At 64.2% G+C, this 14330-nt stretch carries 10 protein-coding genes and 1 pseudogene; 6 read left to right on the forward strand and 5 right to left on the reverse strand.

Annotated elements, in window-relative coordinates; all coding sequences use genetic code 11:
• Positions 1-754 precede the first annotated feature (754 nt).
• From BB28_RS25835 to BB28_RS15950, 4 genes and pseudogenes are all read left to right on the forward strand, one after another.
• A pseudogene (locus BB28_RS25835) lies at positions 755-931 on the forward strand (WD40 repeat domain-containing protein); the annotation flags it as partial.
• A 201-nt stretch (positions 932-1132) separates the two neighbouring features.
• Positions 1133-2080, forward strand: coding sequence for a WD40 repeat domain-containing protein (locus BB28_RS15940; RefSeq protein WP_046254200.1), 948 nt, complete (start codon positions 1133-1135; stop codon positions 2078-2080).
• Positions 2081-2082: 2 nt separating this feature from the next.
• Positions 2083-4962 carry a TIR domain-containing protein gene (locus tag BB28_RS15945; RefSeq protein ID WP_046254201.1) on the forward strand — a complete coding sequence of 960 codons (2880 nt, stop codon included), beginning with the start codon at positions 2083-2085 and terminating at the stop codon, positions 4960-4962.
• Positions 4963-4964: 2 nt separating this feature from the next.
• Positions 4965-7829 (forward strand): TIR domain-containing protein, encoded by a 2865-nt coding sequence (locus BB28_RS15950; RefSeq protein WP_046254202.1) that lies wholly within the window; start codon positions 4965-4967, stop codon positions 7827-7829.
• On the opposite strand, the gene BB28_RS15955 is transcribed toward BB28_RS15950, so the two are convergent.
• Together BB28_RS15955 and BB28_RS15960 are read right to left on the reverse strand one after the other, a co-directional pair.
• Complete coding sequence (locus BB28_RS15955) at positions 7826-10150, reverse strand: hypothetical protein (RefSeq protein WP_046254203.1); 2325 nt, start codon at positions 10148-10150, stop codon at positions 7826-7828. The two genes, BB28_RS15950 and BB28_RS15955, sit on opposite strands and share 4 nt — an antisense overlap.
• A 35-nt stretch (positions 10151-10185) precedes the next feature.
• On the reverse strand, positions 10186-10623 hold the full coding sequence (locus BB28_RS15960; protein WP_030094039.1) for a nuclear transport factor 2 family protein: 438 nt from the start codon (positions 10621-10623) through the stop codon (positions 10186-10188).
• Between the two features lie 11 nt (positions 10624-10634).
• Here BB28_RS15960 and BB28_RS15965 point away from each other — a divergent pair, with 11 nt between their 5' ends.
• Positions 10635-11042, forward strand: coding sequence for a PaaI family thioesterase (locus BB28_RS15965; protein WP_046254204.1), 408 nt, complete (start codon positions 10635-10637; stop codon positions 11040-11042).
• Here BB28_RS15965 and BB28_RS15970 read toward each other — a convergent pair.
• Positions 11039-12058 carry an LLM class flavin-dependent oxidoreductase gene (locus BB28_RS15970; protein WP_046255898.1) on the reverse strand — a complete coding sequence of 340 codons (1020 nt, stop codon included), beginning with the start codon at positions 12056-12058 and terminating at the stop codon, positions 11039-11041. The genes BB28_RS15965 and BB28_RS15970 overlap by 4 nt on opposite strands.
• Positions 12059-12122: 64 nt before the next feature.
• Here BB28_RS15970 and BB28_RS15975 point away from each other — a divergent pair, with 64 nt between their 5' ends.
• Positions 12123-12998, forward strand: a complete 876-nt coding sequence (locus BB28_RS15975) for a D-alanyl-D-alanine carboxypeptidase family protein (RefSeq protein WP_109365276.1) — start codon at positions 12123-12125, stop codon at positions 12996-12998.
• On the opposite strand, the gene BB28_RS15980 is transcribed toward BB28_RS15975, so the two are convergent.
• Positions 12995-13249, reverse strand: a complete 255-nt coding sequence (locus BB28_RS15980; protein WP_030094043.1) for a hypothetical protein — start codon at positions 13247-13249, stop codon at positions 12995-12997. The two genes, BB28_RS15975 and BB28_RS15980, sit on opposite strands and share 4 nt — an antisense overlap.
• A gap of 9 nt (positions 13250-13258) precedes the next feature.
• Positions 13259-14326 carry an amidohydrolase family protein gene (locus BB28_RS15985; RefSeq protein ID WP_046254205.1) on the reverse strand — a complete coding sequence of 356 codons (1068 nt, stop codon included), beginning with the start codon at positions 14324-14326 and terminating at the stop codon, positions 13259-13261.
• Between the last annotated feature and the right edge of the window lie 4 nt (positions 14327-14330).

Consider the following 14330-nt stretch of genomic DNA (forward strand, 5'->3'; position numbering starts at 1 on the left):
GCCTGGGACCGGTGGCCGCACGCGGCGGAATGCTCACCGGGCTCCAAAACACTGCCATCCTGCAGAAAACCATCCGCACCTCCCGCGGCCTCGTCGCGCCGAAAGTCACCCCGGATGGCAAACGCCTCGTCACCGGCAGCAAAGAGGAGCCGGTTATCCGCATCTGGGATGCCGCCACCGGACAGCAAGTATCCGAACTGACCGGCACGCCCAAGACGGGTTTGTGGGTCGTCGGGCTCGGCCCCGACGGAAAGCGCCTGATCTCCGAGGACTCGGCTGGCGTGGTCAGGCTGTGGGATCTCGACACCAGCACCATAATTCGGCAGCTCAAGGCCGAGCTGGCGGGCGACGCGGTGATGAGTGCCGACGGCGCCCGGGTGGCCGCCGTCGACGCACGATGGGGGCCAGACCACAAGAAGCTGATCTATCGACTCGGGGTGTGGGACGCCGCCACCGGGGAGCCGGTCAGCATGTTTCCCGAGCAATCCGACTCCATACGCGAGCTGGCACTGAGCCCAGACGGGCGCCGCATCGTCGTTGTGGACGGGAACGACGCAACCCGGATCTTTGATGTCGACAGCCGCGAGCAGATCGGTGAAACGATCGCAATCCCCAGTCCCAGCAGCTCGGACGGCAGCAACATCGGCGTGCACAGCCCGGAATTCAGCCCGGACGGCCGAAGGTTTGTCATGGGCCTCAGCGAGGGCACCGTGCGACAGTGGGACGCATTCACCGGCGCCCCCTCAGTACCCCGATGGCCGGCCACACCGGCACCGTGTTCGTGGCGACCTACAGCCCCGACGGAACCCGTATCGCCTCGGGCGGGACAGGCGACAACACCGTACGGGTATGGGATACCGAAACCGGCGCCCCGGTTGGCACGCCGTTCACGGGCCACCTGGATGCGATCACCGGGCTCACCTTCACGGCGGACAGCAAACAGATCGTCTCGACCAGCGACGATAAGACAATTCAGATCTGGCGCGCAGATGGAGACACTCCGCTCGGCGGCCCGATATCCGCCCCGGCCGGCAACCTGCCGGAAGGCACTCCAGTCGTCGGCGTGGTCCCCGGCGGCGAGACAACAGACATCTCGCGATCGGCTGCCGTCTGGAACCTCGAAGACGGCCGCGTGACCGACTTCCGCGAGAACGTGCCCCACTGGGAGTTCTCCATGGATCTGCAATTGGCTATGACACCCGACGGCCGCCGAGCCGCTGTGTTGTCACTCAACAAGCTGCAGGTCTGGGACCTGCACACCGGCAAACCGATCTCCAGTATCGATGACGACACGAATATCCGCTCCGCAACTGCCGTCAGCCCGGACGGGTCCCGGGTCGTCACCGGCGCGTCCAGCTCGTCTGTCGAAAAGCGCGGCGGTCGCCTCATCAACCTGTATGACGCCGACACCGGAAAACAGATCGACACCAAGTTCGACGGCCTAGATGGAACGATCACCGCACTTCGGTTCAGCCCCGACGGTCGCCAGCTCGTCGCCGTAAATTCGAAAGGGGCACTCCGGGAGTGGGATGCCGCAACCGGGCAACAGATCGGCGATCCCTGGAACGGCGACCTCAACGTCCAAGGGGCGCTGGCGTTCAGTCCGGATGGCCGGCTGCTCGCCTCGGCAGGCCGCGGAACGATATGGATCTGGGATACACAAACTCACCGGTTGGCAGGAAAGCCGCTCAACGGCCACAACGATCCGCCTTCGAGCCTGGCGTTCAGCTCCGATAGTCGGCTCCTCGTCTCGGGTGCGACCGGCAGCAAAGACTATAAAAGGGGCGAGGTGCGGATCTGGGATGTGGCGAGCGGTCAGCAGATCGGTGAACCGCTGCCCGTCGTCGACGGTTATACGTTTCTGTTCCGCGTGGCATTTTCCTCTGACAGCACCAATATCTTCGCCAGTGGAGCTACCAAGAAAGGAAGCAGGGTCTGGCAGTGGCCGGGTCCGGCCCGGTGGCCGGAACTGTTGTGCGACAAGCTTTCCGCGAACATGAGCCGTGAACAATGGAGACAATGGGTATCCCCGGACATCGAGTATGTGGTGGGCTGCCCGAACCTACCGGTACCGGAGTAACCATGACCAAGCCTGAGGATCCTGCATATGCCGCGGAGCTGCCGCTGACCGCGCCTGGCGGATACGACTATGACGCGTTCTTGTCCTACAGCCGTGCCGATACCGCCGTAGCAGAAGGCATCCAGAAAGGCCTACACAGCATCGGCCGAAAACTCGGCCGACTACACGCCCTGCGCGTGTTCCGCGACAAAACCGACCTCGCCGCGAGCCCCAGCCTGTGGGCCAAACTGACTGAGGCGCTGGACAAATCCCGCTACCTCGTCGTGGTGCTCTCCCCCAACTCGGCAAGCTCCGAGTGGGTTAACAAAGAGATCGACTACTGGTTGGCGCACCGCGGACGCAACAACCTCGTCCTCGTCATGGCCGACGGCACCCTCATCTGGGACGACACCCACGGAGCCTTCAACCCGCAAAACTCCACCGCAGCACCACCAGCCCTGGCCACCCCCGACGCCCTGGGCACCGAACCCATCTACATCGACGTCTCCCAAGACAACCCCTGGGACATCCAAAACCCCGTCTTCCGAGACAAACTCACCGACATCGCCGCCCCCATCCACGGCAAACCCAAATACGAACTCGCCTCCGAAGACCTGCGCGAACAACAACGATTCCGCAGATTCCGACGACTCGCCATCACCGCACTAGCGATACTCCTCGTCATCGCAATCGCCGCCGCCGGCATCGCATTCGTCAAACAACAGGAAGCCCAACAACAACGCTCCGAAGCCATCCGCCAGCGCAACGAGGCGGTCGCACTGCGTCTCGCCACCGACGCCGACGCCATCTTCAAACGGGCGCGCGGCGGGGGCGATGAGCGTGCGCTACAGGAATTGACCGTCGCGGCACGACTCGCCCCGGTGACCGCACGCGGCGGCATGCTCAGCGGAGTCCAATCCACCGTGGCCCTGCAGAAAATCATCGGAACGCCACGTGCACCTACCACTCCGACAGTCACTGCAGACCGCGGCCGCATCTTTACCGGCGGCACGCAGTCGGTTATTCGCATCTGGGATGCGGCCACAGGACGACAGGTATCCGAGCTTGCCGGCACCCCTAAAACCGCCGTGGAGGTCGTCGGGCTCACGCCCGACGGAAAGCGTCTGCTCACAGTAGATTCACTGTCAATGCTCAGGGTATGGGACGTGCAGAACAGCACCATGATCCGAGAGTTCATGGCCGGGATACAGACAGCGGTGAACGCTGACGGAACCCGCGTGGCCGGCATTACGGCCCGGCCTGGACCGGACAAAAGACCGATCTGGCGAATCGGGGTGTGGGATGTCGATACGGGCACGCAAATCGGCCCATTTCCCGAGCAATCCGACAGCCCGCGCAACCTGGCGCTGAGCCCCGACGGCCACCGCATCGTCACAACCAGCAATGTCGGCCTGGGTTACGCCATGCAGATCTGGAATGCCGACAACGGCCAACAGATTGGTGACACGATCGCAATCGACGAAGCTTATCGGAACTTAAGTGCTGGCCCGGCATTCAGTCCGGACGGCAGCAGGTTCGCCGTGGGCTTCAGCGATAACACCGTTCGGCAGTGGGACGCGTTCAGCGGAGCCCCCATCGGCCCCCCGCTGGTCGGCCACACCGGACAGGTATTCCAAGTGAGGTACAGCCCGGACGGAACCCGCATCGCCGCGGGCGGCGAGGGCGACTTCGCAGTCCGTATTTGGGATGCCGAAACCGGCATCCCTGTTGGTGCACCACTTACCGGCCACCTCGGTTCCGTCATTGGACTCGCCTTCACCTCGAATGGCGAACAGATCGTCTCGACCAGCAACGACAAGACAATCCGTATCTGGCGCGCAGATGCCGACAGCCGACTCGGCGGCCCGACGGCTGCGCCCGCCGTGCACCTCCCGGAAAGCGAGTACCCGATCCACGTGGTCGGGATGATGCCTGGCGGCTATGTAGATCACATCTCGAGCCCACTCGCTGTCTGGAACGTCATGGACAACCGCGTGACGAATCTGGCGGACTCGATAACAGCCGGCAAAGTGGCGATCACGCCCGACGGTCGCCGGGCCGCGACACTCAAGTTCAATAAGGTCCAGGTCTGGGACCTGCACACCGGAGATATTGTCTTCAGCGCCGACGACAAAACGAGCTACAACCGGATTGCGATTAGTCCGGACGGAACTCGGGTCGCCCTCGCCAGATCCAAATCGGATGCCGAAAAGCACGGTGGCCGCTACATCAGCATGTATGACGCTGACACCGGGAATCCCATCGATGGGGAGTTCAGTGGGCTGGACGGAACAACCTCCGCCGTGCGGTTCAGCCCTAACGGTCGACAGCTCTTCGCCGGCGACACCTCTGGACAGATCCGGGTGTGGGATGCCGAAACCGGGCAGCTGATCGGCGATCCCTGGAATGTTAACAACACCGTGAACGCGCTGGCGTTCAGTCCGGACGGCCGACTGCTGGCCTCAGCAGGGGGCAATACCATCTGGATCTGGGGCGCGCAAAGTCGCCGGCTGGTGGGAGAGCCACTCACCGGCCACGCCAACGTCATTTACTCCTTGGCGTTCAGCTCCGACGGGGAGCTGCTCGCCTCGGGTGCACACAGCGACACCGATAGCGAGGTACGCATCTGGGAAGTGGAAAGCGGCCAGCAGATTGGCGGACCGCTCTCACCTACTGCCAGCCAGGTGTTGGATGTGGGATTCTCGCCTGATAACACCGGCATCTTCGCCAGTGAACTTACCCGCAACAAGAGCAGGGTCTGGCGGTGGCCCGGTCCGGCTAAGTGGCTGGATCTGTTGTGCGACAAGCTTTCCTCGAACATGAGCCGTAAGCAATGGAAGCAATGGGTATCGCCGGATATCGACTATGTTGTCGGCTGCCCGGGTCTGCCGGTACCGGAGTAACCATGACCGAACCTGAGGATCCTGCGTACGCGGCACAGCTGCCTGTTCCTGAGCCCGGCCCGTATGACTACGACGCGTTCCTGTCCTACAGCCGCGCCGATACCCCGGTGGCCGAAGGCATCCAAAAAGGCCTACACAGCATCGGCCGAAAACTAGGACGACTACACGCCCTGCGGGTGTTCCGGGACAAAACTGATCTCGCCGCCAGCCCCAGCCTGTGGGCCAAACTCACTGAGGCCCTGGACAAATCCCGCTACCTGGTCGTGGTGCTCTCCCCGAACTCCGCAGGCTCGGAATGGGTCAACAAAGAAATCGACTACTGGCTCACGCACCGCGGACGCACCAACCTCATCCTCGTCATGGCCGACGGCACCCTCATCTGGGACGACAGCCACGGCCGCTTTGACCCCGACAATTCCACCGCATCACCACCGGCCCTGGCCGTCCCCGACGCCCTCGGCACCGAACCCGTCTATATCGATGTTTCCCAAGACAATCCGTGGGATATCCAAAACCCCGTATTCCGCGACAAACTCACCGACATCGCCGCACCCATCCACGGCAAACCCAAATACGAACTCGCCTCCGACGACCTCCGCGAACAACAACGCTTCCGCAGATTCCGACGCCTCGCCATCGCCGGACTGGCAATCTTGACCATTCTGTCGGTCGTTACGGCTGGCATCGCATTCACCCAACGCCGTGAAGCCATCCGCCAGCGCAATGACGCGGTCGCGCTGCGCCTGGCCACTGATGCCGACGCAATCTTCAAGCGAGTCCGCGGCGGGCCAGATGACCGGGCACTGCAAGAACTGACAATCGCCGCACGCTTGGCCCCGGAGGCCGCACGCGGTGGAATGCTGACCGGACTCCAAGCCACCGCGCCCCTGCAGAAAATCATCCGTACCCCCCAGGAGCCCAAGGGGGTACGGGTTACCCCGGATGGCCAACGCATCATCACCGGCAGCATGGACGAACCGGTCATCCGCGTCTGGGATATCACCACCGGACAGCAAGTATCCGAACTCACCGGCCAAGCGGCAGGGATAGTCAGCGGGCTCAGCGCCGACGGGAAGCGTCTGCTGTCCTTCACCCTGAATCCTTCGGACATGAATTCGTCAAAGATCGGGCTGTGGGACCTCGACACCGACACCATGATCCGGCAGTTTGAGGGGCGGTGGGCCGATTTGAGTGCCGACGGCACCCGGATCGCCGCGATCCGCTGGAACGAGCAGGCCGGTCGTCCGCCGATCTACCGAGTCGAGGTGTGGAATGCCGATACCGGGAAGACAATCAACACCTTTCCCGAGCAGACCAGCATTGTGCTTAGCCTGGCGCTGAGTCCGGACGGGCACCGCGTCGTCATTACCGATGGGGACGACACAAGCCGGATCTGGGAGGTTGACAGCGGCAAGCAGATCGGTGAAACGATCACCATTCCCGATCCCCGCAGCTCGGATCCCACCCGCAAGCTCAGTGTGTTGGGTGCGGAATTCAGCCCGGACGGCAGCAGGTTCGCAACGAGCGACAGCCAAGCCATCCGGCAATGGGACGCGTTCACCGGTGCCCCCATCGGGACCCCGACGACCAGCGACACCCACCAGGTACTAGGCCATGCGGCTTACAGCCCGGACGGAAAACGCATCGCCGCGAGTATCGGGAATGACGTCCATGTCTGGGATGCCGAAACAGGCTCATTGGTCGGTACACCAATGAAAGGCCAAGCGCAGGGGCACCTCACGTTTACTCCCAACGGCAGCCAGATCGTCTCTGTGGGCTCCGACGGGACCATCCGGATTTGGCGCGCCGACGCCGACGACCACCTCGGCGGGCCGCTGACTGCCCCTGCTGATCGGCCGAAGTACACGACCGGGCTAGCACCCGGCGGTCAGAGAGACCACCTTGGAACCTCTGCCGTCTGGAACCTCGAGAGTGACCAAGTAACCAAGCTGGACCAAGCCATCAGCTTGGCCATGACACCCGACGGCCGCCGCGCAGCGGCGATCGCTTATGCAGGCAAGTCTCGCTACCGGGCGCAGGTATGGGATCTGCAGACAGGCCGGCTTGTCTCCAGCACCGACGAGATGGACGGCCGGAAGATTGCGATCAGCTCCGACGGGACCCGGTTCGCTACCGACGTGTACGCGTTAGGCGCCAAAACGGATGCTGAGCGCTTCATCACCGTTTATGACGCCGACACCGGCAAACGGATCGACGTGAAGTTCGACGGCGTGGAAAAATTCGACGCCCTTGAAAAGGATGTCGCCGCGTTTCGATTCAGCCCAGACGACCGCCAACTCGTCGCTGCGAACGTCCACAATATGCAGGCCTGGGACGTGGTCACCGGGAAACGGATCGGTGATCCTTGGGGCGGCGGCAATATCACGGCACTTACCTTTAGTCCCAATGGCCGACTCTTGGCCTCCGGTGGTATGGATCAAACAATCTCGATCTGGGATGCGCAGACACATCAGATGGTGGGAGAGCCGCTCACCGGCCTCAACGGGACGATTCGAACGTTGGTGTTCAGCTCCGACGGACAGCTGCTCGTCTCCGGCTCTGACCCTCCGTCCGCCAAATTTACCGAGGCACGGATCTGGGACGTGGCCAGCGGTCAGTCGCTCGGCGAGGCATTGAAAATTCCCGATGGCTACTACAACTTCGCCGTCGCGATTTCTGGCGACGGCACCAAGATTTTCGCAAGCCAGGAAAAGTGGGTCTGGCAGTGGCCCGGCCCACCACGGTGGCGGGATCTGTTGTGCGACAAGCTTTCTTCGAACATGAGCCGCGCCCAATGGAAACGGTGGGTATCGCCGGATATCGAGTACGTTGTCGGCTGCCCGGATCTGCCGATCCCCGAGAGCTAGCTAGAGATTCGCACATATCGCCGGGCGAACTCGTCGCCGGGCACCACCCAAATGTCTCCGTGATCGCCTTGCACAATCCACGCGCCCTCGGATGCGGTGACGCTACCCTCCAGCGACTCGACTGTCTCACCGGTGCGCGCCGGCCGTGCGAGTACCGAACCGCGCCGACGCCACCTGCGGCCCGCGACGTGTTCATGGGTAGCGCAGAAAATGTCATCCCGCACAGACCATTCCGTGGCATCGGTGCTGGGATGCTTCTCACGAACGGACCAGTCGCCCGCCTCGGCACGCATGGTTGAGCCGTCCTGCGCGGTCCATGTCCACGCGGTAGGACGCTGCCGGGCCAGCACCTCACCGGCGCGGCGGAACTCCGCCCAGCCGGTGTCCTCAGTCGCGGGCGCTGACCGGTAGCCCAGCTCGCGCAGCTTTGTCAGGGTGGCCGCCAGGCTGCCCAGCGCGGCGTCGAGCCGTTCCGGGTCCACCTCGATCTGCGCCCAGTCGACGAGCTTGTCGTGGACCTTCCCCGCGTCGTGGCGGGGTCCGACCCGCCACCCGTGCTTGCGGTAGTAGCGGCACCAATCCTCGTGTTCGGAGCGTGCCATGGCGATGGCGGTGGGCAATTCGAAACCCATACGGCGCAAACATTCTGCAGGTTCCAGCTGATGCAGTGCCGGGGCCGATGCTTCATCGGGTGGGCTGCCCCAGGTATTCCAGGTATGCCCGCCGATCTTTTCCACCATCCATAATGCGTTGCGCACCTGCCGCCGGTTCGACTCGCGATAGAACTCGTCGAGCTGTCCCCACGGACGCGCGGTGGGACCGGTCCGCTCGTTGTCGCGGACGTACCGATTATGGATCAGCTCGGCGGCCCGTTCCCACGCGTCGTGCGCTTGCCCGCCCGGCAGATCGAGGCTCAACCGGTAGGTGTAGAGGCGGCCCAACAGTGCGGTGCGTTCCCCGCTGGCATCGGCTCGCGGGTCCCAGGCATGAACGATGGTGTTCGGGAGGCGTGCCGCGATCCGGGTCGCGGCACTGACGTCCAGGCTGGAATCGACGAGAATCACCGCGGTCGATTCCGCATCACCTGCCTGCAGGCGCTGCAGCAGCGCGTCTACGGTGGGCTCTTCGTCGACTGCGATCAGGCCGCCGGCCTGCGCCGGATGCCCGAGCTGTGTCGCGGCAAACTCATTGTCGCGCAGGTAATCTGATGCGTTCGGGGCGATCACTGTGCATGTCGTCGGTTCACCACGTCCGCTGTAGCGCTGTTCGAGACGTCGCTGCAGCATGTCGCTGCAGAGTGCGGTGGTCAGTTGGGATGACCCGCATACCAGCACCTCTCGGACCGCGCGTGCGGCCATCACCCGGTCAAGGAGCCTCCGCGCCGTCACCTCGTAGATTCCGACGGTGTCGGCAGCCCATCGATGGTGGACACCACCGAAATGCTGTGCACGCCAAGCGGATGCCTGCCACGGGTCGTCAATGCGCACAACGAGCGGAATGCGCAAGTGGTCGCCTCCGCGCGCACTGATGGCGCCGAGCCACCACAGATTGGTGGACGGGTCGGCCGCCAGCAGGTAGAGGCGGTCGAGCTTGTTCCAGATGTCCAGCGCGGCAAGCGGCGCGGTTTGGGTGAGATCCAGCGTCATTATGGCCGCTCCCGCAGTGCGGGCGCGGCGCACGCAGTCGCGATCCGGATTGTCGGTGATCACAACGAGGGAACTACGTCGCCGCATGGAGCGTTTGATGGCAGCGACCATTGGTTCGGCATCGTCGTCGAGTCCCACGATCACCGTGAGCGATCGAGCGAAACGGACGCGCAGCCGATGCAGCCGCGCCTGGAACAGCGCCACTGCAACTCCGGCCACCGACATCACCACGACTGCCATTGCCGACACCCGCGCGATGTGCAGTGCGGCCGGCATGGGAACGGGGCACGGGCCGCCGTCGAGAGAGCCAGCGGGGTCCCCGCCCTTGACCAGTTCGACTGCCCAAAGCAGGGGGGTGAAGAACGCCGGATGACTGTCGTCGTGACACCGTGCGTATGAGGCGAATCCGAGGACCAGCGTGAGCACCGCCAGGATCGCGGCAATTGCCACCGGAACCCCGGTAGCCCCCGCCCGACGGCGCGTCAGCGCCAGACCCAATGCCACCAGAGTCACGACCACGAGAGCGATGGTGGACGCCGAATCCGGTGCGCCAAACCAGCGAAACGGCGCCGGTACCGAATCACGTATCCCGGGCCATCCAGCCAACACCGTCAGGTATCCCAACGTTATGACGGCAAAGGTCGCCAACGCTATACGGGCGGTTCTCAATGCCACCGTAGGATACTACTCAGGTTCCCTACCAGGCCGGACTAGACCAGCCGATTGAAGCACTTCGTCTCGACGCGCCGTGTCAGGCGCCAGCCGTGCCGTGTCCGCACTACCGCGTCGTCGTACCAAAGTCCCAGAAAAAGCACCTGTTCGGTGTCGCCGCCCGGAACCATCGGGTTGAAACACAGGCTGCGCACGGTGGCCGAGCTGCGCTCTTCGTCGTCGAAACTGATCGACACGTTTCCCAGCATGTGCGCATACATCGGGAATGCCGGCAGCACCTGCGCCAGCCACGCCTTGACGTCGGGATACTCGCCGTCCACCCCACCCATCGCGCGATAGTCGATATACGCATCGTTGGTGAACACCTCGTCCAGGTCGTCGAACTGGCGGGTGTCGATGGCGGTCGCGTAGTCGACCAGGAGCTGCTGGATCTGCAGGCGGTCGGAAACTTCGTCGATGGTCCAGGCGGATGTCATAACTTGTGAGCATGCCCACTCGGACCGAAATCATCACGCAATTCGTCCCGTACTCCCCGCTGTGCCAGCACCTGGGAATCGTGTTGGCCGAGATCGGCAACGATCGCGCCGTGCTGAGCATGCCTTTCCGGCCCGAGCTGGCCACCATGGGCCACACCGTGCACGGCGGCGCGATCGCGACCCTCGCCGATACCGCGGCCATGGCGGCGGCGTGGGCCGACGACGTCGTGCCCGAAAAGTTCGGCGGCTCAACGGCTTCATTGACGGTCAACTACGTCTCGGCGGCCGAGGCCGCCGACCTTACCGCGGTGGGCCAGGTGGTCCGCCGCGGTAAGCGTCTGTCGAATATCGAGGTCACCGTGTCCGACGGCACCGGGCAGGTGGTGGCCAAGGCGTTGGCCACCTACAACTTCGCTTAGGCCGCGCCGGCCTCGTCCGCAGCCAGCAGGTCCCGCACCCGGGGAATGACCTCGGTGCCATACAGCTCGACGTTTTGCATGCCCAGCCCCGGCTGCGCCGCCTGGTACACCAGGCTGAACCGGTCGGCACCGAGACCACGAATGGTTTTGGCCATCTTGGCCGCCACCGTGTCGGGTGAACCGACATACAGCGATCCCGACTTCACCTCGGCCAGGTACTCCTCGTACCGCGGCGCCGGCCAGCCACGCTCACGCCCGATCGTGGTGCGCAATTCCCGGAATCCGGGCCAATACTGTGCGATCGCCTCCTCATCGGATTCTGCGATATGCCCCGGGCTGTGAATGCCGAGCGGCATCGGCTCGGTGACACCGAGCTGATCTTGAGCCCGCCGGTAGAGGTCGACGTACGGCTCGAATCGCATGGGGTCACCACCGATGATCGCCAGGATCATGGGTATGCGGTACCGCACGCTGCGAACCACCGACTCCGGCGATCCGCCCACGCCCACCCACGCCCGCAAACCGTTCTCCGTCTTGGGATACACCTCGACGTTGTCCAACCCGGCGCGCAGCTTCCCCGACCAGGTCACCGGGTCTCCCGGCAGCAGCTTGGCCATGAGATCGAACTTCTCCTCGAAGAGTTCGTCGTACTCCGCCAGGTCGTATCCGAACAACGGGAAGGAATCCGTGAACGACCCCCGGCCAAGCACGACCTCGGCACGGCCATTGGAGATTCCGTCGAGGGTCGCGAACCGCTGATACACCCGCACCGGATCGTCAGTACTGAGCACCGTCACGGCGGTCGCGAGGGTGACCCGCTCGGTACGCGCCGCGATCGCGGACAGCATCATCTCCGGGGACTCCCCCACGAACTCGGTGCGGTGATGCTCCCCGATGGCGAAGATGTCGACACCAACCTCATCGGCGCGCACGCCTTCCTCGACCACAGCCCGGATCGCTTCCGGGTTGGTCATACCCGCGGGAACGTCGGCGAACGTGTCCAATCCAAACTGCACGTGATTAGTCATGACTCCATAAACGGACTGCGGTCCGGTTATGTTCCCGATACCCTCCGCGCTAGTGTCGGAGCCGATGTCCTCCCTGCCGCTATCCCGTCGTTACCGCGCGTTCGCAGTGCTCAGCGCCCTGCTCTTGGCCCTTACGGTTCCCGGTGTCGCTCGCGCGGATACCGCGGCACCACCACCTGAGGGCCCGGCGCAGGCATGGCTGGTGGCCGATCTGGACTCCGGCCAGATCCTCGCCGCCCGCGATCCCTACGCGTCGCATGCACCCGCGAGCACCATCAAGGTCCTGCTGGCCCTGGTCGCACTCGACGAGCTGCCACTGGATGCCACCGTGGTGGCCGATGCCGCCGACTCCCATGCCGAATGCAACTGTGTGGGCATCAAGGCGGGACAGGTCTACACAACCCACGACCTACTCGAGGGCGCGCTGCTGGAATCCGGTAACGACGCCGCCAACACCCTCGCTCACATGCTGGGCGGCCGTGAGGCGGCGGTCGAGAAGATGAACGCGAAGGCAGCGGCACTCGGGGCAACCGGGACGCACACCGCTTCCCCCTCCGGACTGGACGCGCCAGGCATGGACATGCGCTCCACCCCGCACGATCTGGCCGTGATTTTCCGTGCGGCACTGGCCAATCCGGTATTCGCGGAGATCACCCGCCAGCCGGCCGCCGACTTCCCCGGCCGCGTGCTGCACAACCAGAACGAGCTGATGTACCGCTATCCGGGAGTGATCGGCGGTAAGACGGGCTTCACCGACATCGCTCGCAAGACCTACGTGGTAGCCGCCGAACGCGACGGTAAGCGCCTGGTCGTGGTGATGATGTACGGCCTGGTGCACGAGGGCGGCCCAACCTACTGGGATCAGGCCGCGAGCCTGTTCGACTGGGGTTTTGCCAACGACGGCCAGGTCACCGTCGGCTCCCTCTAGACCTTGGAATTGAGCACCTGAAGCACAGTTTCGCCCACCCGCACCCGGCACATGGCAACCGCCAGCGCGACAGCGTCTTTCGGCGAGATCTGGGCCACCGCATTGCCGCCCGCGGCCGCCTCCTGAACCGCCGCCAGCTTTCCGGCGTCGTCCATTGTGTTGAATTCCCCGCAGAGGGTGTCCGCCTGAGCGGTTGCCGGGACCGCAACCGCCAGCCCTAGGCTCATCATCACCGCCACGGCAAAACGCATGGCCGAACTCTAACGAATCTGCCCGCGCAGCATGATGAGGTCCGGCCGCGAGAGCACCTGCGGCCCCACGCGGGGGTCCTGGTGATACCCGACCACATCGGCGGGCGCACCATGCTCAAGCCCCGGCCGTCCCAGCCAGTCCCGGGCCCGCCATGACGCCGCACCCAGCGCATCGGTGGGGTCCATGCCGATGCGCGTGAGCGCGGCCACCTCATCGGAGATGCGCCCGTGTGCGATCCCGCCGCCGGCGTCGGTACCCGCGTAGATCGGGATTCCGGCGTCATACGCGTTCCCGACGGTGGTGTGCAGACCCGCGTAGAGAGCGCGCATGTGCTGGGCGTAGACCGGGTATTTCGTTGCGGAGTCGGCGATTCCCGGGAAGTTCTCGATGTTTATGACGGTCGGAACCAGCGCGGTACCGTGCTCGACCATCAGGGCGATGGTGTCATCGGTGAGTCCGGTGCCATGCTCTATGCAGTCGATCCCGGCCCGGATCAAGCCGGGCAGCGCATCTTCACCGAAAACGTGTGCGGTAACGCGCGCACCGTTGGCGTGTGCGACAGCGATGGCCTGCTCGAGAATCGCATCGGACCACAGCGGGGCGAGGTCGCCGACGGAGCGGTCGATCCAGTCCCCCACCAGTTTCACCCAGCCGTCACCCCAACGCGCCTGGAGGACAATGGCTTCCGGAAGTTGCGACTCGTCCTCGATATCGATGGGCAACCCGGGGATGTAGCGCTTGGGTTTGGCCAGGTGCCTGCCCGCGCGGATGATCCGCGGCAGGTCCTCTCGCTCATCGAAGCCGCGAGTGTCCACCGGAGATCCGGCATCACGCAACAGCAGTGCACCCACGTCACGCTCGGCCTCGGCCTGTGCGACCGCTTCTTCCAGCGAGGTCGGACCATGCGGCCCGACGCCAACATGGCAATGCGCATCGACAAGCCCGGGCAGCAGCCAGCCGCCGTCGAAGACGGTGTCGGCACCTGAGATCGGTTCCCGGCTTATGACGCCGTCGTGCACCCACAGATCGATGGGCTCTTCCGAGGGAAGAGTTCGTCCCCGCAGGTGTGCGAGCATCGGC

The organism is Mycobacteroides chelonae CCUG 47445, assembly GCF_001632805.1.
Lineage (GTDB): Bacteria > Actinomycetota > Actinomycetes > Mycobacteriales > Mycobacteriaceae > Mycobacterium > Mycobacterium chelonae.

Coding starts and splice junctions, on each gene's coding strand:
- BB28_RS15945 (WP_046254201.1), top strand. CDS start 2,083: ATGACCAAGCCTGAGGATCCTGCATATGCCGCGGAGCTGCCGCTGACC.
- BB28_RS15950 (WP_046254202.1), top strand. CDS start 4,965: ATGACCGAACCTGAGGATCCTGCGTACGCGGCACAGCTGCCTGTTCCT.
- BB28_RS15960 (WP_030094039.1), bottom strand. CDS start 10,623: ATGACATCCGCCTGGACCATCGACGAAGTTTCCGACCGCCTGCAGATC.
- BB28_RS15965 (WP_046254204.1), top strand. CDS start 10,635: ATGCCCACTCGGACCGAAATCATCACGCAATTCGTCCCGTACTCCCCG.
- BB28_RS15980 (WP_030094043.1), bottom strand. CDS start 13,249: ATGCGTTTTGCCGTGGCGGTGATGATGAGCCTAGGGCTGGCGGTTGCG.
- BB28_RS15985 (WP_046254205.1), bottom strand. CDS start 14,326: ATGCTCGCACACCTGCGGGGACGAACTCTTCCCTCGGAAGAGCCCATC.